The organism is Escherichia sp. MOD1-EC7003 (genome assembly GCF_002965065.1).
Taxonomy (GTDB): domain Bacteria; phylum Pseudomonadota; class Gammaproteobacteria; order Enterobacterales; family Enterobacteriaceae; genus Escherichia.
Window position 1 is genome coordinate 1 of sequence record NZ_PTRE01000039.1, and the last position, 22,961, is coordinate 22,961.

At 49.9% G+C, this 22,961-nt stretch carries 26 protein-coding genes and 2 pseudogenes; 15 read left to right on the top strand and 13 right to left on the bottom strand.

Translation table 11 applies throughout. The annotated features are described in order from the left end of the window. Window positions 1-59 precede the first annotated feature (59 nt). Together dgcJ and yeaK are read left to right on the top strand one after the other, a co-directional pair. Window positions 60-1,205: pseudogene (dgcJ, locus tag A7090_RS07030) on the top strand (diguanylate cyclase DgcJ); the annotation flags it as partial. Window positions 1,206-1,247: 42 nt separating this feature from the next. Beyond that, entirely contained in the window at window positions 1,248-1,751 is a 504-nt protein-coding gene (yeaK, locus tag A7090_RS07035; RefSeq protein WP_105273474.1) for a mischarged aminoacyl-tRNA deacylase, read from the top strand. On the opposite strand, the gene yoaI is transcribed toward yeaK, so the two are convergent. Beyond that, window positions 1,752-1,856 carry a small membrane protein YoaI gene (yoaI, locus tag A7090_RS07040; RefSeq protein ID WP_123056937.1) on the bottom strand — a complete coding sequence of 35 codons (105 nt, stop codon included), beginning with the start codon at window positions 1,854-1,856 and terminating at the stop codon, window positions 1,752-1,754. 169 nt (window positions 1,857-2,025) lie between these two features. Here yoaI and A7090_RS07045 point away from each other — a divergent pair, with 169 nt between their 5' ends. Further along, on the top strand, window positions 2,026-2,472 hold the full coding sequence (locus A7090_RS07045) for a DUF441 domain-containing protein (protein WP_000460707.1): 447 nt from the start codon (window positions 2,026-2,028) through the stop codon (window positions 2,470-2,472). 21 nt (window positions 2,473-2,493) lie between these two features. Here the strand turns inward: A7090_RS07045 and A7090_RS25740 are convergent. Continuing rightward, window positions 2,494-2,616 (bottom strand): annotated as a pseudogene (locus A7090_RS25740) (AraC family transcriptional regulator); the annotation flags it as partial. 39 nt (window positions 2,617-2,655) lie between these two features. Here A7090_RS25740 and A7090_RS07050 point away from each other — a divergent pair. Next, window positions 2,656-3,003 (top strand): DUF488 domain-containing protein, encoded by a 348-nt coding sequence (locus A7090_RS07050; protein ID WP_105273476.1) that lies wholly within the window; start codon window positions 2,656-2,658, stop codon window positions 3,001-3,003. Window positions 3,004-3,024: 21 nt separating this feature from the next. Here A7090_RS07050 and yoaF read toward each other — a convergent pair whose 3' ends face one another. Next, on the bottom strand, window positions 3,025-3,279 hold the full coding sequence (gene yoaF / locus A7090_RS07055; RefSeq protein WP_105273477.1) for a DUF333 domain-containing lipoprotein YoaF: 255 nt from the start codon (window positions 3,277-3,279) through the stop codon (window positions 3,025-3,027). Between the two features lie 182 nt (window positions 3,280-3,461). Between yoaF and dgcP the strand changes: the two genes are divergently transcribed. From dgcP to yoaJ, 3 genes are read left to right on the top strand one after another with little or no spacing between them, the layout of a single operon-like run. Beyond that, window positions 3,462-4,487 (top strand): diguanylate cyclase DgcP, encoded by a 1,026-nt coding sequence (gene dgcP, locus A7090_RS07060; RefSeq protein WP_105273478.1) that lies wholly within the window; start codon window positions 3,462-3,464, stop codon window positions 4,485-4,487. 32 nt (window positions 4,488-4,519) lie between these two features. Beyond that, window positions 4,520-4,618 (top strand): YoaK family small membrane protein, encoded by a 99-nt coding sequence (locus tag A7090_RS07065; protein WP_001219350.1) that lies wholly within the window; start codon window positions 4,520-4,522, stop codon window positions 4,616-4,618. 2 nt (window positions 4,619-4,620) lie between these two features. Further along, window positions 4,621-4,695, top strand: a complete 75-nt coding sequence (yoaJ, locus tag A7090_RS07070; RefSeq protein WP_001386836.1) for a protein YoaJ — start codon at window positions 4,621-4,623, stop codon at window positions 4,693-4,695. A gap of 178 nt (window positions 4,696-4,873) precedes the next feature. Here the strand turns inward: yoaJ and leuE are convergent, their stop codons facing one another. The 6 genes from leuE to A7090_RS07100 form a co-directional block, all read right to left on the bottom strand. After that, complete coding sequence (leuE, locus tag A7090_RS07075) at window positions 4,874-5,512, bottom strand: leucine efflux protein LeuE (RefSeq protein WP_105273479.1); 639 nt, start codon at window positions 5,510-5,512, stop codon at window positions 4,874-4,876. A gap of 367 nt (window positions 5,513-5,879) precedes the next feature. Beyond that, on the bottom strand, window positions 5,880-7,016 hold the full coding sequence (gene rnd, locus A7090_RS07080; protein WP_123056938.1) for a ribonuclease D: 1,137 nt from the start codon (window positions 7,014-7,016) through the stop codon (window positions 5,880-5,882). Between the two features lie 81 nt (window positions 7,017-7,097). Continuing rightward, window positions 7,098-8,783 carry a long-chain-fatty-acid--CoA ligase FadD gene (fadD, locus tag A7090_RS07085; protein ID WP_105273481.1) on the bottom strand — a complete coding sequence of 562 codons (1,686 nt, stop codon included), beginning with the start codon at window positions 8,781-8,783 and terminating at the stop codon, window positions 7,098-7,100. A 204-nt stretch (window positions 8,784-8,987) separates the two neighbouring features. After that, window positions 8,988-9,569 carry a Slp family lipoprotein YeaY gene (gene yeaY, locus A7090_RS07090; protein WP_105273482.1) on the bottom strand — a complete coding sequence of 194 codons (582 nt, stop codon included), beginning with the start codon at window positions 9,567-9,569 and terminating at the stop codon, window positions 8,988-8,990. Window positions 9,570-9,608: 39 nt separating this feature from the next. Then, window positions 9,609-10,304, bottom strand: coding sequence for a tRNA (adenosine(37)-N6)-threonylcarbamoyltransferase complex dimerization subunit type 1 TsaB (gene tsaB / locus A7090_RS07095; RefSeq protein ID WP_105273483.1), 696 nt, complete (start codon window positions 10,302-10,304; stop codon window positions 9,609-9,611). A gap of 57 nt (window positions 10,305-10,361) precedes the next feature. Next, window positions 10,362-12,272 (bottom strand): ATP-dependent DNA helicase, encoded by a 1,911-nt coding sequence (locus tag A7090_RS07100; RefSeq protein WP_105273484.1) that lies wholly within the window; start codon window positions 12,270-12,272, stop codon window positions 10,362-10,364. Window positions 12,273-12,403: 131 nt separating this feature from the next. Between A7090_RS07100 and A7090_RS07105 the strand changes: the two genes are divergently transcribed. Continuing rightward, entirely contained in the window at window positions 12,404-12,748 is a 345-nt protein-coding gene (locus A7090_RS07105) for a RidA family protein (RefSeq protein WP_001295493.1), read from the top strand. 271 nt (window positions 12,749-13,019) lie between these two features. Next, window positions 13,020-13,319 (top strand): DUF1889 family protein, encoded by a 300-nt coding sequence (locus tag A7090_RS07110; protein WP_206748390.1) that lies wholly within the window; start codon window positions 13,020-13,022, stop codon window positions 13,317-13,319. Window positions 13,320-13,456: 137 nt separating this feature from the next. On the opposite strand, the gene A7090_RS27120 is transcribed toward A7090_RS07110, so the two are convergent. After that, on the bottom strand, window positions 13,457-13,639 hold the full coding sequence (locus tag A7090_RS27120) for a pentapeptide repeat-containing protein (protein ID WP_105273486.1): 183 nt from the start codon (window positions 13,637-13,639) through the stop codon (window positions 13,457-13,459). Then, window positions 13,626-13,805, bottom strand: a complete 180-nt coding sequence (locus A7090_RS07120; RefSeq protein WP_105273487.1) for a YoaH family protein — start codon at window positions 13,803-13,805, stop codon at window positions 13,626-13,628. The genes A7090_RS27120 and A7090_RS07120 overlap by 14 nt, the downstream gene beginning before the upstream one ends. A gap of 73 nt (window positions 13,806-13,878) precedes the next feature. On the opposite strand from A7090_RS07120, the gene pabB reads away from it, so the two are divergent. The 4 genes from pabB (at window position 13,879) to A7090_RS07140 (ending at window position 19,099) form a co-directional block, all read left to right on the top strand. Further along, a complete protein-coding gene (gene pabB / locus A7090_RS07125; protein WP_105273488.1) occupies window positions 13,879-15,240 on the top strand; it encodes an aminodeoxychorismate synthase component 1 in 1,362 nt (453 codons plus the stop codon). A 3-nt stretch (window positions 15,241-15,243) separates the two neighbouring features. Continuing rightward, complete coding sequence (locus tag A7090_RS07130; RefSeq protein ID WP_105273489.1) at window positions 15,244-15,822, top strand: CoA pyrophosphatase; 579 nt, start codon at window positions 15,244-15,246, stop codon at window positions 15,820-15,822. Between the two features lie 183 nt (window positions 15,823-16,005). Further along, complete coding sequence (gene sdaA / locus A7090_RS07135) at window positions 16,006-17,370, top strand: L-serine ammonia-lyase (RefSeq protein ID WP_105273490.1); 1,365 nt, start codon at window positions 16,006-16,008, stop codon at window positions 17,368-17,370. Window positions 17,371-17,500: 130 nt separating this feature from the next. Continuing rightward, complete coding sequence (locus A7090_RS07140) at window positions 17,501-19,099, top strand: EAL domain-containing protein (protein WP_105273491.1); 1,599 nt, start codon at window positions 17,501-17,503, stop codon at window positions 19,097-19,099. Between the two features lie 3 nt (window positions 19,100-19,102). Here the strand turns inward: A7090_RS07140 and yoaE are convergent, their stop codons facing one another. Together yoaE and A7090_RS27005 are read right to left on the bottom strand one after the other, a co-directional pair. Beyond that, window positions 19,103-20,659, bottom strand: a complete 1,557-nt coding sequence (yoaE, locus tag A7090_RS07145; RefSeq protein ID WP_105273492.1) for a CNNM family cation transport protein YoaE — start codon at window positions 20,657-20,659, stop codon at window positions 19,103-19,105. Continuing rightward, a complete protein-coding gene (locus A7090_RS27005) occupies window positions 20,647-20,805 on the bottom strand; it encodes a protein YoaL (RefSeq protein WP_274541157.1) in 159 nt (52 codons plus the stop codon). The genes yoaE and A7090_RS27005 overlap by 13 nt, the downstream gene beginning before the upstream one ends. A gap of 316 nt (window positions 20,806-21,121) precedes the next feature. Between A7090_RS27005 and manX the strand changes: the two genes are divergently transcribed. Both manX and manY read left to right on the top strand, forming a co-directional pair. After that, window positions 21,122-22,093: a PTS mannose transporter subunit IIAB gene (gene manX / locus A7090_RS07160; RefSeq protein WP_105273494.1), complete on the top strand. Its 972-nt coding sequence runs from the start codon at window positions 21,122-21,124 to the stop codon at window positions 22,091-22,093. 62 nt (window positions 22,094-22,155) lie between these two features. Next, a complete protein-coding gene (manY, locus tag A7090_RS07165; protein ID WP_071678707.1) occupies window positions 22,156-22,956 on the top strand; it encodes a PTS mannose transporter subunit IIC in 801 nt (266 codons plus the stop codon). The last annotated feature ends 5 nt before the right edge of the window (window positions 22,957-22,961 follow it).

Consider the following 22,961-nt stretch of genomic DNA (forward strand, 5'->3'; position numbering starts at 1 on the left):
TAATGACCAATAGCGGACATTAAAAATGGCGAAAAACGGCCAATAATCTTGGCGTTGACAACTGCGACACAATTGTGGAAGCAGCAGCACTATTACCCGCTTTTGATCAGGCAGTGGAAAGCAACCGTCATCAGGATGATTACGGTTCAGGTCTTGGGATGGCCGAAGAGAAATTTCACTATTATCTCGATCTCAATGACCACTATATCTATTTTTATGAGCCGGTTAATGTTGAATACTTTGCGATGAATAACTGGTCCTTTCTGCAGCCAGGAAGAATTGGCATCGTTCGCAAAGATATTGAAAAAGTATTTACCGGGCGTACCGTATTATCAAGCATTTACCAGGACCAGCGTACAAAACAGAACGTGATGAGTTTGCTGACGCCAGTGTATGTTGCAAGGCAATTAAAAGGGATTGTGCTGCTGGATATTAACAAAAACAATCTGCGAAATATCTTTTACACTCATGACCGCCCTCTCCTCTGGCGTTTTCTTAATCTCACGCTAACCGATACAGATTCTGGGCGCGACATTATCATTCACCAGAGCGAAGATGATCTGTTCCAGTATGTCAATTACGTCCATGACTTACCAGGCGGCATTCGTGTCTCGTTATCCATTGATATTCTTTACTTTATCACGTCCTCGTGGAAAAGCGTTCTGTTCTGGATTTTGACGGCGTTAATTTTGCTGAATATGGTCCGGATGCACTTCCGTTTATACCAAAATGTGTCGCGAGAAAATATTAGTGATGCGATGACTGGACTCTATAATCGCAAAATATTAACCCCTGAACTGGAGCAGAGGTTGCAGAAACTGGTGCAATCCGGTTCTTCGGTGATGTTTATTGCAATTGACATGGATAAGTTAAAGCAAATAAATGACACCCTCGGTCATCAGGAGGGAGATTTAGCGATTACGTTATTAGCTCAGGCGATTAAACAGTCGATTCGTAAAAGTGATTATGCCATCCGACTCGGTGGCGATGAATTCTGCACCATTCTTGTCGATTCGACGCCGCAAATTGCAGCACAACTGCCTGAACGTATCGAAAAACGTCTGCGACATATCGCGCCGCAGAAAGAGATCGGCTTCTCTTCCGGTATTTACGCAATGAAAGAAAACGATACCTTACATGATGCGTATAAAGCGTCCGATGAGCGTTTATATGTCAATAAACAGAACAAAAACAGCCGTTCATGATAATCTTCTGTGATTGTTTGACTGTAATCTCAGGAGCGTGAAATGTCTGAAATGGCTAAAGGAAGCGTGACGCATCAGCGGTTAATCGCTTTATTATCACAAGAAGGTGCTAACTTCCGCGTCGTTACCCATGAAGCAGTAGGTAAATGTGAAGCGGTGTCAGAAATTCGTGGCACCGCTTTAGGCCAGGGTGCTAAGGCACTGGTATGCAAAGTCAAAGGCAATGGCATAAATCAACATGTTCTGGCGATCCTCGCTGCCGATCAACAGGCCGATCTGAGCCAACTCGCCAGCCATATAGGTGGATTACGCGCTTCGTTGGCCAGCCCGGTGGAAGTCGATGAACTGACAGGCTGTGTCTTCGGCGCGATCCCCCCTTTCAGCTTCCATCCCAAACTCAAACTGGTCGCCGACCCATTACTCTTCGAGCGATTCGATGAAATCGCCTTCAATGCAGGCATGCTGGATAAATCCATTATTTTGAACACCGCGGATTATTTGCGCATTGCGCAACCAGAACTCGTGAATTTCCGCCGCACGATGTAACTAACCTGTCCGTTCAATAAGCAGAACGGACAAAATCAGCACAACCGCAATGGCAAAAAACGATGACGTGATAATCAGTGTCTCGACGAACATTTGATCGTTCATAGTATGACCCCGGAAGATAGCTGTTTTCACGTTATTGTTAGTGTGCACAAATGGCAGTTTAATGACAGTTCGCCTGATTTTTTATGCAAAAAACGTAAAGATTGTCTACTTCATTCCTGCAGCAAGCGTAAAGTAAGCAGGCTTATTATTTTTTGGCAAGGAAACCACGATGTTTGATGTCACTTTGCTGATCCTGCTCGGGTTAGCTGCACTGGGCTTTATCAGTCATAACACCACTGTCGCCGTTTCAATTCTGGTGTTGATCATTGTCCGCGTCACACCATTAAGCACCTTTTTCCCGTGGATTGAAAAACAGGGGTTAAGTATCGGGATAATCATTCTGACTATTGGCGTTATGGCCCCCATCGCCAGCGGGACGCTACCGCCCTCAACACTGATTCACTCGTTTCTGAACTGGAAATCGCTGGTGGCTATTGCAGTAGGCGTTATTGTCTCCTGGCTGGGTGGGCGCGGCGTGACATTAATGGGCAGCCAGCCGCAACTGGTCGCTGGGCTGCTGGTGGGCACTGTTTTAGGCGTGGCGCTGTTTCGCGGCGTACCGGTCGGCCCGCTTATTGCCGCGGGTCTGGTTTCGCTGATTGTGGGGAAACAGTAGTTAATCCCGCAATATATCGGCCTGGCTTTTGCGTTGCTGATGTACAGGACTGGTTAACTCATCCGTTCCGGCATGAATATAAAATGCGACCGCAGCTTCATGGTGTCGATCGAGTTCATAGCCATTGAAACTCAACCTGTGCAATGACGTGACAAATCATGCGTGAAAGAGAGAACAAACACGATGAATATTCAGTGCAAACGCGTTTATGATCCGGCTGAACAGAGCGATGGTTATCGTGTACTGGTCGACCGTCTCTGGCCGCGTGGTATCAAGAAAATCGATTTAGCCCTTGATGAGTGGGATAAAGAAATCACACCGTCAACGGAACTGCGCAAAGCCTTTCACGGCGAAGTGATCGATTTTGAAACCTTTCGCGAGCAATATATAGCTGAACTGGCGCAACACGAGCAAGAAGGGAAGCGGCTGCTGGACATCGCCCACAAACAGCCTCTGACCCTGCTCTACTCGGCAAAAAACACCACGCAGAACCATGCGCTGGTGCTGGCCGACTGGCTACGTAGCTTGTGATTTTAGTACAGCATCCGGCGGTTATTTTTCACCAGCCGGATGGTCTCGCCGCCACAATGCCCATTCATCAATCATTTCACCGCCCGGTAATTTGCAATTGTTGCTGACCCCTTGCGCTGTCTGCACTGGAATGAGCGTTCCCCCCTTCTGCTGGCAATAGACCGACGCCGGATTCGCCATCCCAATCTGCGGCGGTTTAGGTGCTTCGGGCTGAGAAGTGGTTGAACAGCCAGCCAGAACCAGCAAGCAAGGCAGAGCAAAACGGATAATTTTCATTTATTGATCTCACACATTTATCTACGCTTAGAATATCGCGGTATCGTTCTGTTTTGCAGCTCTATTTTTATTACATTCACTCAAAACATAATACGTCTTGTTTCATCTTTGTTGATGATGTTTTATCATGCCTGCAAAGATTAAATAATCAGCATTTACCCGCCCTATCCTGGAGTTATTTCGTGTCAGATCAGATCATCGCCCGCGTCTCGCAATCCCTTGCCAAAGAACAGTCACTGGAAAGTCTGGTCCGACAGCTTCTGGAGATGCTGGAAATGGTCACTGATATGGAATCAACCTACCTGACCAAAGTGGATGTCGAAGCGCGCCTGCAGCATATTATGTTTGCCCGTAACAGCCAAAAAATGCACATCCCGGAGAACTTTACTGTCTCGTGGGATTGCTCGTTATGCAAGCGCGCCATTGATGAAAACTGCTTTTTCAGTGATGAAGTCCCCGACCGTTGGGGCGACTGTATTGCGGCACGCAATCTTGGCATCACCACATTTCTGAGCACGCCAATTCACTTACCGGATGGATCATTCTATGGCACACTTTGCGCCGCCAGCAGTGAGAAGCGCCAGTGGAGTGAACGCGCGGAACAGGTATTACAGCTATTCGCCGGACTGATTGCACAATATATTCAAAAAGAGGCGCTGGTTGAACAGCTGCGCGAAGCCAACGCCGCGCTGATTGCGCAATCGTATACCGACTCGTTAACCGGGCTACCGAATCGGCGGGCGATTTTTGAAAATCTGACGACGCTGTTTTCCCTCGCCCGACATCTTAACCATAAGATAATGATCGCTTTTATCGATCTGGATAACTTCAAATTAATCAATGATCGTTTTGGTCATAATAGCGGCGATCTGTTCCTCATTCAGGTTGGCGAGCGTCTTAATACACTCCAGCAAAATGGCGAAGTTATTGGTCGCCTCGGCGGTGATGAGTTTTTGGTTGTTTCACTGAACAACGAGAATGCGGATATTCCGTCGCTGCGAGAACGTATTCAACAGCAAATACGCGGAGAATATCACTTAGGTGATGTTAATTTGTATTATCCTGGTGCCAGTCTTGGCATAGTAGAGGTCGATCCTGAAACGACCGATGCAGACAGTGCTCTGCATGCTGCCGATATCGCGATGTATCAGGAGAAAAAACACAAACAGAAAACACCTTTTGTCGCGCATTCAGCACGACATTCGTGAGACGTATTCACATCCTTTTGATTGGTGATAACATGCGAATCGGTATTATTTTTCCGGTTGTAATCTTTATTACAGCGGTCGTATTTTTAGCATGGTTTTTTATTGGCGGCTATGCTGCCCCGGGAGCATAAAGATGAAAAAAACAACGATTATTATGATGGGTGTGGCGATTATTGTCGTACTCGGCACTGAGCTGGGATGGTGGTAACGTCATATCTAAAAAATAGCAAAGGCTGTCTGTGTGCAGCCTTTGTGCAATTTACGTAACTTTTAATCTTCCTGTAGATAAATAGCACGGCAATTATTGGTTACTTTTTAGCACCGTATCAGCAATGAATCAGGGAGAATTACAGGCGGGAAGCCCGCGACAACGCGGGCTAAAAGCATCAGGACTGCAGCGTCGCCAGTCGGGCGGCGAAACCTACGAACATCAAACCAATCAGTGAGTTACCCACTTTAGCCAGTTTCTTTTTGGTACGTATGTACTGCGTGACAAAAGCACCAGAAATAATCAGGAAGCTCAAATAGCAGAAACTCACCAGTTCCAGCGTCGTCGCCAGAATAAAGAATGAAATTCCCGTATGTGGGGCATTAACATCGATAAACTGTACAAAAAACGATACATAGAACAAGATGGCTTTCGGATTAGTCAGGCTCAAAATTAACGCGCGCTTGAAGATAGCACCGTATTGGGGCTCATCGGACTTGGCCTCGCTATTTTTACCCTTCAGGGTCGTGTAGAGAATTTTACTCCCCAGATAGAGCAAATAAAACGCACCAAGATAACGTACAATGTTGAATAATATCGGGGTGGTCTTAATTAATGTCGCCACTCCAGCCCATGCCAGAAACATCAATACCGCATCGCCAATAAATACGCCACAGGCCGCAAGGTAACCGCCTTTCATACCGCTACTGACGCTATTTTTGAGTACAAACAGGGTATTTGGCCCTGGCACCAACACAATAAAAATGGCCCCAACCAGATAGGTCCAGTAATTCAGAACCCCGAATTCAGCGAACACATTAACCTCTTTAATTATCTTTCGATCATGCGCGATTAAAGGTGAATATGCTAACCAATCTGTGGCGGCTTAGAAAGGAGAAAATCAGGTTTTAACCTGACATCAACCCGATAATTGAATCATTAATCAGGCATGTTCCAGTGAAAAATTCGGGTAGTGCTCGGCGAAATACTGGCGTAAAAATTATTCATGATTCGTGTTTTATGTTTCACCAGTTGCGGGGATTAATTCCTTTTCAGTCAATTATAGGATGGTGATGTTGTCAATTTTGATGGTCAGGAAGTGAAGACCCAATGATGAAAACGATGCGTATTGCTGCGATCCCTGGTGACGGGATTGGCAAAGCCGGATGTGGCGCTGAGTGCGCTCAGTCCGGCTTCGGAAGATTGTACTGTGGATATTCCAGCAATAAATTGTGTAATGCTTTCGCCATCAGCTCACCGCGCCAGCCGGAAATCAGCTCGGGCAAATTGTTCTGCGGTTTCAGTTTCCAGTGCCAGTTCAGCAGTTGGTTGATTTGCCGACGCGATGCCAGCAATTCGGCGCTGATATTGTGCGTTTCGCTCACGTCAGTAATCAGCGACTTAATCGCTTTAAACGCTTTACGATAACCCGGCATGTCCATCAGGTTAAGCATCGGTTGCGGTAAGGCCTCTTCCGGCAATGCCTGCGCTTTTTCCACCAGCGCCAGCAGTGTTTTACCGTGAAAGCGGATTTCGCTACCGGATAAGCCCAGGCTGTCCAGCTCGCCCAGACTTCCCGGCATATAACGCGCTACCGACCACAAATGCTCTTCACGCACAACAAAGTTCACCGCCAGATCGCGCTCCCGTGCCTTGCGCAGTCGCCAGTCGGCTAACAGTTGCAGACAGGCCAGTTGGCGTGTACGTAACTGCCAGGCATTGGTGATATCACGCCAGGCATCTTCCGGCGCAACGACTTCCTGACGACGCATTTGCATCAGGCGGCATTCATCCAGCGCCGCAGGTAGCCAGCCAGAGGCTTCCGTTTCTACCATCAGCTTTGCGGTGATCGGTAACAGATACCAGACATCTGCCGCCGCGTATTCGCACTGACGTTCGGTCAGCGGTCTGGCCAGCCAGTCGGTGCGCGATTCACTCTTATCGAGCGTAACACTGGAATACTCTTCCACCATGGAAGCGAAACCCCATGACATCGGGCGTCCGCAGAAGGCAGCGAGGATTTGCGTGTCAATCAGGGGGTGTGGTAATTCACCGAAGACATTGAGGAACACTTCCAGATCTTCACTGCCCGCATGGAGATATTTTGTGATGGACGGATCGCGCAAGATCGCTTTTAGCGGTGACCAGTCGGTGATCCCGAGAGGATCAATTAGCGCCAGATGCTCGCCATCAAAAAGTTGAATCAACCCCAACTGCGGGTAATAGGTGCGCGTACGAACAAATTCAGTATCCAGGGCTATGGCCGGAAAGACACGGACGGCCTCACACAAAGAAGCCAGCGCATCGTCCGTGGTAATCATTTGGTAATTCAAATTGTATTCTCTTTAGTGGGCGTCAAAAAAAACGCCGGATTAACCGGCGTCTGACGACTGACTTAACGCTCAGGCTTTATTGTCCACTTTGCCGCGCGCTTCGTCACGTAATTCTCGTCGCAAAATTTTTCCGACGTTAGATTTCGGTAACTCATCACGAAACTCCACCAGCTTCGGTACTTTGTAACCCGTGAGCTGACGGCGGCAAAAGGTCACCAGTGACTCTTCGGTAAGCGACGATTCTTTTTTCACTACGAAGATTTTTACCGCTTCACCACTGGAGCCGGAAGGTACGCCAACAGCCGCGACTTCCTGTACGCCAGGATGCTGCATGACGACATCTTCAATCTCGTTGGGATAGACGTTAAAACCGGAAACCAGAATCATGTCTTTTTTACGATCGACAATGCGCAGGAATCCTTCTTCATCCATCACCGCGATGTCGCCGGTGTGTAACCAGCCATTTTTGATGATTTCATCGGTAGCATCCGGACGCTGCCAGTAACCCAGCATCACCTGCGGTCCTTTGACACAAAGCTCACCCGGTTGACCCGGTGGTACTTCATTATCATCATCATCCACCAGTTTGGCTTCCGTCGACGGCACAGGCAAACCGATGCTACCACTATGATAATCAATATCATACGGGTTCACGCTGACCAGCGGCGCACACTCGGTCAGGCCATAACCTTCCAGCAGATATTGTCCGGTCAGTTTCACCCAACGTTCTGCCACCACTTGCTGAACAGGCATCCCACCGCCTGCGGAAAGGTGCAGACTGGAGAAATCCAGCTGCTGGAACTCTTTATTGTTCAGCAACGCATTGAACAAGGTGTTAACGCCGGTGATCGCGGTAAACGGATATTTCGCTAACTCTTTTACCAACCCCGGAATATCGCGCGGGTTAGTGATAAGCAGGTTCTGCCCACCCAGTTCGATAAACAGCAGGCAGTTAATGGTCAGTGCAAAAATGTGATACAGCGGCAGCGCCGTCACCACCAGTTCTTTGCCAGGATGCAACAGCGGCCCATACGTAGCGTTAACTTGTTCCAGGTTCGCCAGCATATTGCGGTGAGTTAGCATCGCGCCTTTCGCCACACCGGTGGTGCCGCCGGTGTATTGCAGGAAAGCTAAATCTTCCGGCACCAGTTCGGGTTTGACGTACTGCATCCGGTAGCCGTTATGCAGGGCATTACGAAATGAAATGGCGTCTGGCAGATGGTATTTCGGCACCAGACGCTTGATGTATTTAACAACGAAATTGACTACCGTACCTTTTGCCGTAGATAGCTGATCGCCCATACGGGTCAGAATAACGTGCTGAACGGCGGTTTTATCAACCACTTTTTCCAGAGTGTGGGCAAAGTTAGACACGATAACAATCGCCGATGCGCCGCTATCGTTAAGCTGATGCTCAAGCTCACGCGGGGTATACAACGGGTTAACGTTTACGACGATCATCCCGGCACGCAAAATGCCAAACAGCGCCACCGGATATTGCAATAAGTTAGGCATCATCAACGCCACGCGATCGCCTTTCTTCAGCCCCAACCCTTGTTGCAAATAAGCGGCAAACGCGCGACTGCGTTCTTCCAGTTTGCGGAAGGTCATCACCTCCCCCATATTCACAAACGCAGGCTGATCGGCGTAGCGCACGACCGACTGCTCAAACATATCTACCAGAGATTGATAACGGTCAGGGTTGATCTCCGTCGGAACGTCCGCGGGATAACGGTTAAGCCAAACCTTCTTCAATTCTTCACCTCTAAAAAGCGTGTTCGTCGTCATCGCAACCCCAAATGATATACATGTTGTTAACACAATATTAACTCATCATACCAGATCAATAATTACCCAACGGAAAGGTTGCGAAGCGCGTCACTATTTATTTTTATCTTTACCGTAAGAATGCAGAAACAGCGGGCCTGCCGCTGTTTCTTTTTCTTTAAAAACAATCAATTATTCAGTTACAACTGTTTGTACTCTCACGGGACCGGGATTATACCAGCCCCATCCACCGTAGCCATAGGGCCAGCCACGACCGCCATAAAACCATGGATCAATTGGCTGAGGCGGCATAATCACCTGCTGGGTTAAATGCCAACGTTTGTAACCCGTTACTTGCATCACCATAAATTTATAGGGCGTGTTGCCGATTTTGCCGTCAACCGCACCGGTGATTGGCCCGACTACCGTGACCAGTTGTCCACGGAAATCCACCGGGTCCAGAAAACCATTCACATCGGCATAAATGCGACCACGAGAAGGTTCTCCCAGCGTCGGTCTGGCTCCGCTGTCCAGCGGTACGGTAGCAATTTCCAGGCGGGTTTTCCCTTGCTGGTTTTGTACCGCAACCACTTTGCCACCAAAGCGTGCTTCCTGACCAACGTACAGTTGCGGCGCCCCCATCACCCGAACTAAATCTTGTTGCGGCGTGGGACTGCTGCCTTTAATGGCGTCCGGCACAGTGACACAACCGCTCAGGATTAGCGCAAACGTACCTGCCAGTATGCCTTTGATAACATTCTTTTGAACCGCCATGATGCGACTCCTTTTTTTCTCAGGGCATACTCTTAAGATTCATTCTTTGCCCGGAAGTTTCTTCCACGCGACGTTGTTACGTAAATAAACCGGTTCGGCATGTTCCACCGCCACCGTTTTACCCTCGACAAACATCTGGCAGGCAATCGGCAGCATATCTTCGGCGGCAGGCAGTAATACATCGCCATCGCGTAAAACCAGTCCGCTGTCTTTACCGAGATCCAGCCAGGCTTGCCAGCCCGTCCCTACGGTCACCCATTCGCCGGAAAGCTGTTGCATCCGCTCATGAACGAGTTCTGGTTTGAGTACGGCTTCGGTTTTTTCACCGTGCCAGACACCGTTTTCATCACGCTGATATTCAGCCCAGTAAACTTCGCCCATTCGCGCATCAATGGCTGCCAGCACGCGGGTAGCGCCGTTTTTGCGCCACGCCCCTTGCGCCATCGTCATCAGCGTGGAGACGCCAATCATCGGTAACTCCGCGCCAAGCGCCAGCCCTTGCGCGATGCCAATACCAATGCGCACGCCGGTAAAGCTACCGGGACCGCGCCCGTAAGCCAAAGCATTTATGTCAGTCAGGGAAGTTCCGCTGGTGGTCAGGATATCCTGCACCATCGGTAAAATTCGTTGAGTATGTTCACGAGGGCAAAGCTCAAAATGAGCGTTGACAGTACCGTCGTTCCACAAGGCGACAGAGCAGGCCTCTGTCGCGGTATCGATAGCCAGAATTCGCATGGGTCTTCGTGCTTAGATCAATAAAAAGGTGCGCATCATACCATACTCCGTAACAAATTACCTGGAGGATGGTATCGCAAGGAAACGAACCGCACGGGCAATGTCACGGGTGCGCGGTGCGGGAGGCAGGCTGGCGAGGAAAGTCGCGCCGTAAGGGCGCATCACCAGCCGATTGTCACAAATCACTAACACACCACGATCGTCGGCGTCGCGAATCAGTCGCCCTACCCCCTGCTTGAGAGTAATGACCGCATCCGGCAGCTGCACTTCATCGAACGGGTCACCACCGCGCAAACGGCAATCTTCCATGCGCGCTTTTAACAGTGGGTCATCCGGCGAGGTAAACGGCAACTTGTCGATAATAACCAGAGACAGCGTATCGCCGCGCACGTCCACGCCTTCCCAGAAACTGCTGGTTGCCACAAGAAGTGCGTTACCAGCGCTGACAAACTGCTGCAACAGTTGTCCTTTGCTGGTTTCGCCCTGCAACAACACGGGAAGCGTCATGGTGGCACGGAATTGCTCAGCCAGATCGCGCATCATGGCGTGCGAGGTACAAAGCATAAAGCAACGACCGTTGTTAGCTTCGATGATCGGGCGCAGCATTGCCGCCAGTTGCCGTGCACAACCCGGTTGATTGGTTTGCGGCAGGTTACGCGGCACACAGAGTAACGCCTGACGGCTGTAATCAAAGGGGCTCGGTAACAGCAACGACTCTGCCTGTTCGATGCCAAGTCGTGAGGTGAAATGATGCAGATCGTCATTCACCGACAGCGTTGCCGAGGTAAAGATCCAACTACCGGTTTTTTGCGCCATTAACTCTTTGAATTTATCTGCCACGCTTAACGGCGTCAGCGCCAGGGTAAAATGGCGCGAAGTGCATTCGTACCAGTAGCTGTAGCCTGGCTGATTGATCTCTTTTAGCCGTTTCAGTCGTGTGCGATATAACGTGGCGCGTTCAAATGCCGCATCCAGTAAGGCAGAACGCCCCAGCGACAGTTTCGCCACGTCATAACAAAGTTCAAGGGTGTCATCGAGCAATAAAAACGCTCGCTGAATTTGCGGATTGGCTAACAGTTCGCGCAGGTTGCCGCGATAACCTGGCTCACCGAGTTGCAGACGAAAATCCTGCGCGCTCTGGGCAAGGCGGTCGGCGCACTTTTGTAACTGCTGGGTGTCTTTTAATTCGGTGCGGTAGGCGATGGTGATATCTTTCGCTAAATCAAGCAGTTGTCGACTGGAGAGCGACTGACCAAAGTACTGGCTGGCAATGTCCGGCAGCTGGTGGGCTTCGTCGAAGATCATGACGTCTGCTTCCGGGATCAGTTCACCAAAACCGCTCTCTTTCACCACCATATCAGCCAGAAAGAGGTGATGGTTGACCACCACCACATCTGCGTCCATCGCTTTTTTGCGTGCTTTGACCACAAAGCAATCTTTATACATCGGGCAGTCGCTGCCAAGACAGTTGTCGTTGGTGCTGGTGACCAGAGGCCACGCCTGTGAATCTTCTGCCACGCTGACGCAGGTGCTGATATCACCATCGATTGTTTGATTAGACCAGGAGCGCAGCAGGATCACATCGCTTAAGATTTGTACCGGCAGATCGCCACCCGCCAGCGCCTGCTGTTCGAGACGTTCGAGGCAGAGGTAGTTTGAGCGCCCTTTCAGCAACGCCACGTTGCCTGTGTATTTCAACGCCTTTGAGACAGTTGGCAAATCGCGGCTGTAGAGCTGATCCTGCAACGCTTTTGAGCCTGTCGAGATAATAACTTTCTTTTTCGCCCGCAGCGCAGGGGCCAGGTAAGCATAGGTTTTGCCCGTACCGGTTCCTGCTTCCACCACCAGCGGCTGGCTTTTTTCTATCGCCAGGGTGACGGCTACCGCCATCTGTCGCTGTGGTTCTCGCGGCTTAAAGCCGGGTATCGCTTTCGCCAGCTGACCGTCTGGTGCAAAATCGTCCGTCACACTACCCCCTGTTGATTTGAACAGGGATTATGTCAGGATGAGGGCGCTTTCGCCAGTTGAAGTGGTGACGGCGACCTCACATTGTGGCAGTCTTTGCAGCACGAAAATGGAAGTATAATGAGGACAAAATGATGACTATCGTTCGTATTGATGCTGAAGCCCGCTGGTCTGATGTGGTAATCCACAACAACACGCTCTACTACACTGGTGTACCGGAAAACCTCGACGCCGATGCTTTTGAGCAAACCGCCAACACGCTGGCGCAGATTGACGCCGTGCTGGAAAAACAGGGCAGCAATAAATCGAGCATTCTGGATGCCACCATTTTCCTGGCCGATAAAAACGACTTCGCGGCGATGAATAAAGCGTGGGACGCCTGGGTTGTCGCGGGTCATGCGCCGGTGCGCTGCACGGTACAAGCGGGTTTGATGAACCCGAAGTATAAAGTTGAAATTAAGATTGTGGCTGCAGTGTAACGTATCTCCGGACATAAAACACACGATAATTACTTGATAATACTGACCGATTTTGCAGGAATCGGTCAGTACTCCAGTAACAAACTCTGTTATCCCCTATTCTTAACGCAATAAAACAGGCTTAAATTGTGTCACACCTCACTGCGATCAGTAAAATATGCAGATGTCAACAGACTAACGCATGTTAGAGAGTTATAATCCCTTTGATCTTAGAGGCAATTTGAGGTCATATATACTTATTGATTACGTGGTTAATTTTAAGGATAAGAATATGCCTGCTGTAATAGACAAAGCCCTGGATTTCATTGGTGCCATGGATGTATCAGCGCCAACACCAAGTTCGATGAATGAAAGCACGGCGAAGGGAATCTTTAAATATTTGAAAGAACTGGGAGTACCCGCGAGTGCCGCTGATATTACGGCACGAGCTGACCTGGAAGGCTGGAATCCTGGGTTCACGGAAAAAATGGTTGGATGGGCAAAAAAAATGGAGTCTGGTGAACGCACTGTGATTAAAAACCCTGAATACTTTTCAACATATATGCAGGAAGAACTCAAAGCACTGGTCTGAGTTAAATCTACATCAGCATAAATAGGTCAGGACGCTTTTAATCACATATAAAAAGCGTCCTTTTTCTCACAATCAAATAACCGTCGGCTTCAATCAAAGAACACAGCCCTGCGCTTTTTGGGTTCAACCGCTGCGGGTCAAATGGTTCGCTTTTCATAACGCGTGTGATTAAACCGTGCGCCGTTCAGACACATGCCATCGAAAATAGCACGCTCCAAACTCAAGCCGGACAAATCGCAACCGATGAGGCTATCCGTATCAATATACAGTAGGTCAGCAATAACGAAATCAATACGGATTAGTGTGTTACTCGTCTTCATCCTCAAAACGCGCCACAATCCGTTCGCCGGAATGGTTGGCACGCAGCTCTTCTGCCACCAGCGCGATGGCCTGGCCGCTACTCATCCCATGCGCCATCAGTTCCTGAATCCGCTCGACGGCTTTTTGCTGCTGTTCATGGGTGAGTGAAGGTAAACCTGCAAACATTGTTAACTCCTGCTAAATTGTTGGTGCTAATTATTTCATGCTACCCGGCACATAGCCAGTAGAGTCAGGACTAATGAAGACGTTATCTCCCGCTGTGATTACTTTACCCTGGCGTCAGGACGCCGCTGAATATTATTTCTCCCGCTTAAGCCACCTGCCATGGGCGATGCTTTTACACTCTGGTTATGCCGATCATCCGCATAGTCGCTTTGATATTGTGGTCGCCGAGCCGATTTGCACTTTAACCACTTTCGGTAAAGAAACCGTTGTGAGCGAAGGTGAAAAACGCACAACGACCACTGATGACCCGCTACAGGTACTCCAGCTGGTGCTGGATTGCGCAGCCATTCGCCCAGCGCATAACGAAGATTTGCCATTTCAGGGCGGCGCGCTGGGGTTGTTTGGCTACGATCTGGGCCGCCGTTTTGAGTCACTGCCAGAAATTGCAGAGCAAGATATAGGTCTGCCTGATATGGCAGTGGGTATCTACGACTGGGCGCTGATTGTCGACCACCAGCGTCAGACAGTTTCTTTACTGAGTCATAATGATATCAATGCCCGCCTGGCCTGGCTGGAAAATCAGCAAATCGCACCGCCTGGTGATTTCGCCCTAACCTCTGGCTGGCAATCCAATATGACCCGCGAGCAATACGGCAATAAATTTCGCCAGGTACAGGAATATCTGCACAGCGGCGATTGCTATCAGGTGAATCTCGCCCAGCGTTTTCATGCGACCTATTCTGGCGATGAATGGCAAATATTCGTTCAGCTTAATCAGACCAACCACGCGCCGTTTAGCGCTTTTTTACGCCTTGAACAGGGCGCGATTTTAAGCCTTTCTCCAGAGCGTTTTATCCTTTGTGATAATAGTAAAATCCAGACCCGCCCGATTAAAGGCACGCTACCACGCCTGCCCGATCCTCAGGAAGATAGCAAACAAGCAGAAAAACTGGCGAACTCAGCGAAAGATCGTGCCGAAAATCTGATGATTGTCGATTTAATGCGTAATGATATCGGTCGTGTTGCTGTGCCTGGTTCGGTGAAAGTGCCGGAACTGTTCGTAGTGGAACCCTTCCCTGCCGTGCATCATCTGGTCAGCACCATAACGGCGCGACTACCAGAACAGCTACACGCCAGCGATCTGCTGCGCGCGGCTTTTCCTGGTGGCTCAATAACTGGGGCACCGAAAGTACGGGCTATGGAAATTATCGACGAACTGGAACCGCAGCGACGCAATGCCTGGTGCGGCAGCATTGGCTATTTGAGCTTTTGCGGCAACATGGACACCAGCATTACTATCCGCACGCTGACTACCATTAACGGACAAATTTACTGCTCTGCGGGCGGTGGAATTGTCGCCGATAGCCAGGAAGAAGCGGAATATCAGGAAACTTTTGATAAAGTTAATAAAATATTACGCCAACTGGAGAAGTAAGACGTGGAATACCGTAGCCTGACGCTTGATGATTTTTTATCGCGCTTTCAACTTTTGCGCCCGCAAATTAACCGGGAAACCCTAAATCATCGTCAGGCTGCCGTGTTAATCCCCATCGTCCGTCGACCGCAACCGGGGTTGTTGCTGACTCAGCGTTCGATTCATCTGCGTAAACATGCTGGTCAAGTAGCATTCCCTGGAGGCGCAGTCGATGACACGGACGCGTCAGTTGTCGCCGCTGCGCTGCGCGAAGCTGAAGAAGAGGTCGCTATACCGCCTTCTGCCGTGGAAGTTATCGGCGTGCTGCCGCCCGTCGATAGCGTAACTGGCTACCAGGTAACGCCTGTGGTCGGCATTATCCCGCCCGATCTGCCATATCGCGCCAGTGAAGATGAAGTCTCCGCTGTGTTTGAAATGCCACTCGCCCAGGCATTACATCTGGGTCGTTATCACCCTTTAGATATCTACCGCCGTGGCGATTCACATCGGGTATGGCTGTCCTGGTATGAACAGTATTTTGTATGGGGAATGACCGCAGGCATAATTCGTGAGCTGGCGCTGCAAATTGGTGTGAAACCCTGACTATACTTATCTTTACATCTACAAAACACTACTTTAGACAATCATCGCAATATTAGTTAAATCGCGGTTTTTGATTAGTTTAATTCATGTGAATAGTTAAGCCTGTCTCCGCGTTCCCTCTTACACTATGCGCTGTTATTAGTTCGTTACTGGAAGTCCAGTCACCTTGTCAGGAGTATTATCGTGATTAGTCTATTCGACATGTTTAAGGTGGGGATTGGTCCCTCATCTTCCCATACTGTAGGGCCTATGAAGGCGGGTAAACAGTTCGTCGATGATCTGGTCGAAAAAGGCTTACTGGATAGCGTTACTCGTGTTGCCGTGGACGTTTATGGTTCATTGTCGCTGACGGGTAAAGGCCACCACACCGATATCGCCATTATTATGGGTCTTGCAGGTAACGAACCTGCCACCGTGGATATCGACAGTATTCCCGGTTTTATTCGCGACACAGAAGAGCGCGAACGTCTGCTGCTGGCGCAAGGTCGACATGAAGTGGATTTTCCGCGTGACAACGGGATGCGTTTTCATAACGGCAACCTACCGTTGCATGAAAACGGTATGCAAATCCACGCCTATCACGGCGATGACGTTGTTTACAGCAAAACCTATTATTCCATCGGCGGCGGTTTTATCGTCGATGAAGAACATTTTGGTCAGGATGCAGCCAACGACGTGAACGTGCCGTATCCGTTTAAATCGGCCACCGAGCTGCTGGCGTACTGTAATGAAACCGGCTATTCACTGTCTGGTCTCGCTATGCAGAACGAACTGGCGCTGCACAGCAAGAAAGAGATCGATGAGTACTTCGCCCATGTCTGGCAAACCATGCAGGCATGTATCGATCGCGGGATGAATACCGAAGGCGTCTTGCCTGGCCCGCTGCGTGTTCCGCGCCGCGCGTCTGCCCTGCGCCGGATGCTGGTTTCCAGCGATAAACTGTCTAGCGATCCGATGAATGTCATTGACTGGGTAAACATGTTTGCATTGGCAGTTAACGAAGAGAACGCCGCCGGTGGTCGAGTGGTCACTGCACCAACCAACGGTGCCTGCGGTATCGTTCCGGCTGTGCTGGCTTACTATGACCACTTTATTGAATCGGTCAGCCCGGACATCTATACCCGTTACTTTATGGCGGCGGGAGCGATTGGCGCACTGTATAAAATGAACGCCTCTATTTCTGGTGCGGAAGTCGGTTGCCAGGGGGAAGTGGGTGTTGCCTGTTCAATGGCAGCTGCGGGCCTTGCCGAGCTGTTGGGCGGTAGCCCGGAACAGGTTTGCGTAGCGGCAGAAATTGGCATGGAACACAACCTCGGTCTGACCTGCGACCCGGTTGCAGGGCAAGTTCAGGTGCCGTGCATTGAGCGTAATGCCATTGCCTCTGTGAAAGCGATCAATGCCGCACGCATGGCCTTACGTCGCACCAGTGCACCGCGCGTCTCACTGGATAAAGTCATCGAAACAATGTACGAAACCGGTAAGGACATGAACGCCAAATACCGCGAAACCTCACGCGGTGGTCTGGCAATTAAAGTCCAGTGTGACTAATACTTCTTACTCGCCCATCTGCAACGGATGGGCGAATTTAGCCGGGCTTTCTCGTCTGCTGTAATTTTCCCCACTACACTTCCACTGTTGCGTCAGGCGTTTGTCGCCATACGCTTACAGGGTGGCCCGCATGCAAAAAGCACAACGGATCATTAAAACCTATCGCCGTAATCGATTGATTGTTTGTACGATTTGCGCACTCGTTACACTCGCTTCGACCCTGAGTGTACGATTTATTTCACAGCGTAACTTAAATCAACAACGGGTAGTACAATTCGCCAATCACGCTGTAGAGGAATTCGATAAAGTACTACTTCCCCTACAGGCAGGTAGCGAAGTCTTGCTTCCGCTGATTGGTCTGCCCTGCTCTGTCGCCCATTTGCCATTACGTAAACAGGCGGCAAAACTACAAACTGTGCGATCCATTGGCCTGGTGCAAGACGGCACACTTTATTGCTCCAGCATTTTTGGTTATCGCAATGTGCCCATCGTGGACTTTCTGGCTGAACTTCCTGCACCACAACCACTTTTACGACTGACGACCGACCGTGTCCTGATTAAAGGCAGTCCGGTTTTGATTCAATGGACGCCTTCAGCGGGCAGTAGTACTGCCGGGGTCATGGAGATGATTAACATCGACTTACTCACGGCAATGCTCCTTGAACCACAACTGCCGCAAATCAGTAGCGCCAGCCTGACCGTGGACGATCGGCATTTGCTCTATGGTAATGGGCTGGTAGATTCCCTTCCGCAACCTGAAGGCAATGAAAACTATCAGGTTTCTTCGCAACGCTTTCCTTTTACCATTAACGTTAACGGTCCGGGGGCTACGGCGCTGGCATGGCACTATCTTCCTACACAATTACCACTGGCGGTGCTGCTAAGTTTACTTGTGGGCTATATCGCCTGGCTGGCGACCGCTTACCGGATGAGCTTTTCTCGCGAAATCAATCTGGGCCTGGTGCAACATGAGTTCGAATTGTTCTGTCAGCCTTTGCTTAATGCACGCAGCCAGCAATGTATTGGAGTAGAGATTTTGCTGCGCTGGAACAATCCGCGTCAGGGCTGGATTTCACCGGATGTGTTTATTCCTATCGCGGAAGAACATCATTTAATTGTGCCATTGACCCGCTATGTGATGGCAGAAACCATTCGTCAACGCCATGTTTTCCCTATGAATAATCAGTTTCATATTGGCATTAACGTCGCACCCAGCCATTTTCGCCGTGGCGTGCTGATAAAAGATCTCAACCAGTACTGGTTTAGCGCTAACCCGATTCAGCAACTGATCCTCGAAATCACCGAACGCGATGCCTTACTGGATGTTGATTATCGGATTGCCCGCGAATTGCATCGTAAAAACGTCAAACTGGCGATTGATGACTTCGGCACTGGCAACAGTTCGTTTTCCTGGATTGAAACGTTACGTCCTGACATGCTGAAAATTGATAAATCATTTACCGCAGCTATAGGTTCTGACGCGGTTAACTCGACGGTGACCGATATTATCATCGCGCTGGGGCAAAGACTTAATATTGAACTGGTGGCAGAAGGCGTGGAAACGCAAGAACAGGCGAAGTATTTGCGCCGTCATGGCGTGCATATTTTGCAAGGGTATTTGTACGCACAGCCGATGCCGCTACGCGATTTTCCCAAATGGCTGGCGGGCAGCCAACCGCCGCCCGCCCGGCATAATGGACATATCACGCCCATTATGCCGTTACGTTAACGCTTACTCATCTTCATCGTGCGCCGGTTGCTCTTTAACAATGCGAACCAGATCAACACGATAATCATTGGCTTCAATGATGGTGATATGCAGTGGCCCTACATCAATCACATCGCCCACACGCGGAATGTGACCATTTGCCGAGATCACGAGGCCTGCGACCGTCGCGATATCATCGTCATCGGCAAGGTGCTCAACATCAAGCGCCTGCTGCAAGGCATGCAAATCTGTACCGCCTTTTACCAACCAGCCGTCACCGTCGACAGTGATTTCCGGCGTTTCATCAGCGTCCGGGAATTCACCCGCAATGGCTTCCAGCACATCCAGCGGCGTGACCAGACCTTGTACCACACCAAACTCGTTGGTCACGATAACAAAACTCCCGCGAGCACGACGCAACACGCCAAGCAGGTTAATCGGATCGAGGGTTTCCGGAACGATAATCGCCGGAGACGCCGAAGCAATCGCCGCCACATCAACGCCCTCTTCCAGCGCCACCAGCAGTTCTTTAGCACGCACGATACCAATGATTTCATCCAGCTCACCGCGACATACCGGGAACAGACTGTGCGGTGAAGAGAGCAGCTGCTCGCGAATTTCATCGACCCCGAGATTAGCGTCAACCCAGCTTATTTCACCGCGCGGCGTCATGATCCCGCGCAGAGAACGCGACGCCAGCGTCAGTACGCCGTTAATCATGTAACGTTCTTCTTCGGCAAACGCGCCTTCCGGCACCGGGATCGGCATCGGGTTATCGACATCGTGCTGAACATTCGCCTGACGTTTCCCGCCCATCAAACGCAGGATGGCATCGGCAGTACGCGCTCGCAGCGGCAAAGTCGACTGGTGACGAATAAAGTTGCGACGCGCAATTTGGTTAAATACTTCGATAATGATCGAGAAGCCAATCGCGGCATACAGGTAACCTTTCGGAATGTGGAAACCGAAACCTTCTGCCACCAGACTCAGACCAATCATTAACAAGAAACTCAGACAGAGCACCACTACCGTTGGATGCTGGTTAACGAATCGTGTCAGCGGTTTCGATGCCAGCAACATAACCGCCATCGCAATGACCACCGCCGCCATCATCACCGGTAGATGGTTAACCATCCCTACAGCCGTAATTACCGCATCCAACGAGAAGACGGCGTCAAGGATGACAATCTGTGTGACGACTACCCAGAAACTGGCGTAGCCTTTACCGTGGCCGGAATCATGATCGCGGTTTTCCAGCCGTTCATGCAGCTCGGTTGTTGCTTTGAACAGCAAGAATATCCCCCCGAACAACATAATCAGGTCGCGTCCGGAGAAGGAGAAGTCCATGACGGTAAAGAGCGGTTTGGTCAGCGTGACCATCCATGAAATCAGTGACAGCAGCCCCAGACGCATAATCAGCGCCAGTGATAATCCCAGCAACCGCGCTTTATCGCGTTGTTTTGGCGGCAGTTTGTCAGCAAGAATGGCGATGAAGACCAGGTTATCAATACCCAGCACAATTTCGAGAACAACAAGCGTGAGTAGCCCCGCCCAAATTGAGGGGTCCATTAAGAATTCCATGACAAGCTCCTGCTTAAGGAATAGCTATTCGGCGCCAGAAATAATGCAGGCGTAACAACAAAATGCAAACAAAAGGTGCGGCATAGAGTGCCAGAAAGGCAGGCGTTAAAAGGCCTGATGCTGAAATGACGTCGGTGACGATCCATACTGCGGGCTACTGCCCTATACTCCATAGTTGTTAAACGGGAGTTAAACATATCAGAGACGCCTCTGATTTGGCAAAGATTTACCTTCCTTTGCAAACGAATGTGACAAGGATATTTTACCTTTCGAAATTTCTGCTAATCGAAAGTTAAATTGCGGATCTTCATCACATAAAATATTTTTTTCGATATCTAAAATAAATCGCGAAACACTGGGGTTTTTGGTTGTAGCCCTTATCTGAATCGATTCGATTGTGGACGACGATTCAAAAATACATCTGGCACGTTGAGGTGTTAACGATAATAAAGGAGGTAGCAAGTGACCATTGCTATTGTTATAGGCACACATGGTTGGGCTGCAGAGCAGTTGCTTAAAACGGCAGAAATGCTGTTAGGCGAGCAGGAAAACGTCGGCTGGATCGATTTCGTTCCAGGTGAAAATGCCGAAACGCTGATTGAAAAGTACAACGCTCAGTTGGCAAAACTCGACACCACTAAAGGCGTGCTGTTTCTCGTTGATACATGGGGAGGCAGCCCGTTCAATGCTGCCAGCCGCATTGTCGTCGACAAAGAGCATTATGAAGTCATTGCAGGCGTTAACATTCCAATGCTCGTGGAAACGTTAATGGCCCGTGATGATGATCCAGGCTTTGATGAACTGGTGGCGCTGGCAGTAGAGACAGGCCGTGAAGGCGTGAAAGCACTGAAAGCCAAACCGGTTGAAAAAGCCGCGCCAGCACCCGCTGCCGCAGCACCAAAAGCGGCGCCAACTCTGGCAAAACCAATGGGACCAAACGACTACATGGTTATTGGCCTTGCGCGTATCGACGATCGTCTGATTCACGGTCAGGTCGCCACCCGCTGGACCAAAGAAACCAATGTCTCCCGTATTATTGTTGTTAGTGATGAAGTGGCTGCGGATACCGTTCGTAAGACACTGCTCACCCAGGTTGCACCTCCGGGCGTAACGGCACACGTGGTTGATGTTGCCAAAATGATTCGCGTCTACAACAACCCGAAATATGCTGGCGAACGTGTAATGCTGTTATTTACCAACCCTACAGATGTAGAGCGTATCGTTGAAGGCGGCGTGAAAGTCACTTCTGTTAACGTCGGTGGTATGGCATTCCGTCAGGGTAAAACCCAGGTGAATAACGCGGTTTCGGTTGATGAAAAAGATATCGAGGCGTTCAAGAAACTGAATGCGCGCGGTATTGAGCTGGAAGTCCGTAAGGTTTCCACCGATCCGAAACTGAAAATGATGGATCTGATCAGCAAAATCGATAAGTAACGTATTGTGTTGATTATCACTCAGTTTTCACACTTAAGTCTTACGTAAACAGGAGAAGTACAATGGAGATTACCACTCTTCAAATTGTGCTGGTATTTATCGTAGCCTGTATCGCAGGTATGGGATCAATCCTCGATGAATTTCAGTTTCACCGTCCGCTAATCGCGTGTACCCTGGTGGGTATCGTTCTTGGGGATATGAAAACCGGTATTATTATCGGTGGTACGCTGGAAATGATCGCGCTGGGCTGGATGAACATCGGGGCTGCAGTTGCACCTGACGCCGCTCTGGCTTCTATCATTTCGACCATTCTGGTTATCGCAGGTCATCAGAGCATTGGTGCGGGTATCGCACTGGCGATCCCTCTGGCCGCTGCGGGCCAGGTACTGACCATCATCGTTCGTACTATTACCGTTGCTTTCCAGCACGCTGCGGATAAGGCTGCTGATAACGGTAACCTGACAGCGATTACCTGGATCCACGTTTCTTCTCTGTTCCTGCAAGCAATGCGTGTGGCTATTCCGGCCGTCATCGTAGCGCTGTCTGTTGGTACCAGCGAAGTACAGAACATGCTGAATGCGATTCCTGAAGTGGTGACCAATGGTCTGAATATCGCCGGTGGCATGATCGTGGTGGTTGGTTATGCGATGGTTATCAACATGATGCGTGCTGGCTACCTGATGCCGTTCTTCTACCTCGGCTTCGTAACCGCAGCATTCACCAACTTTAACCTGGTTGCTCTGGGTGTGATTGGTACTGTTATGGCAGTGCTCTACATCCAACTTAGCCCGAAATACAACCGCGTAGCCGGTGCGCCTGCTCAGGCAGCTGGTAACAACGATCTCGATAACGAACTGGACTAACAGGT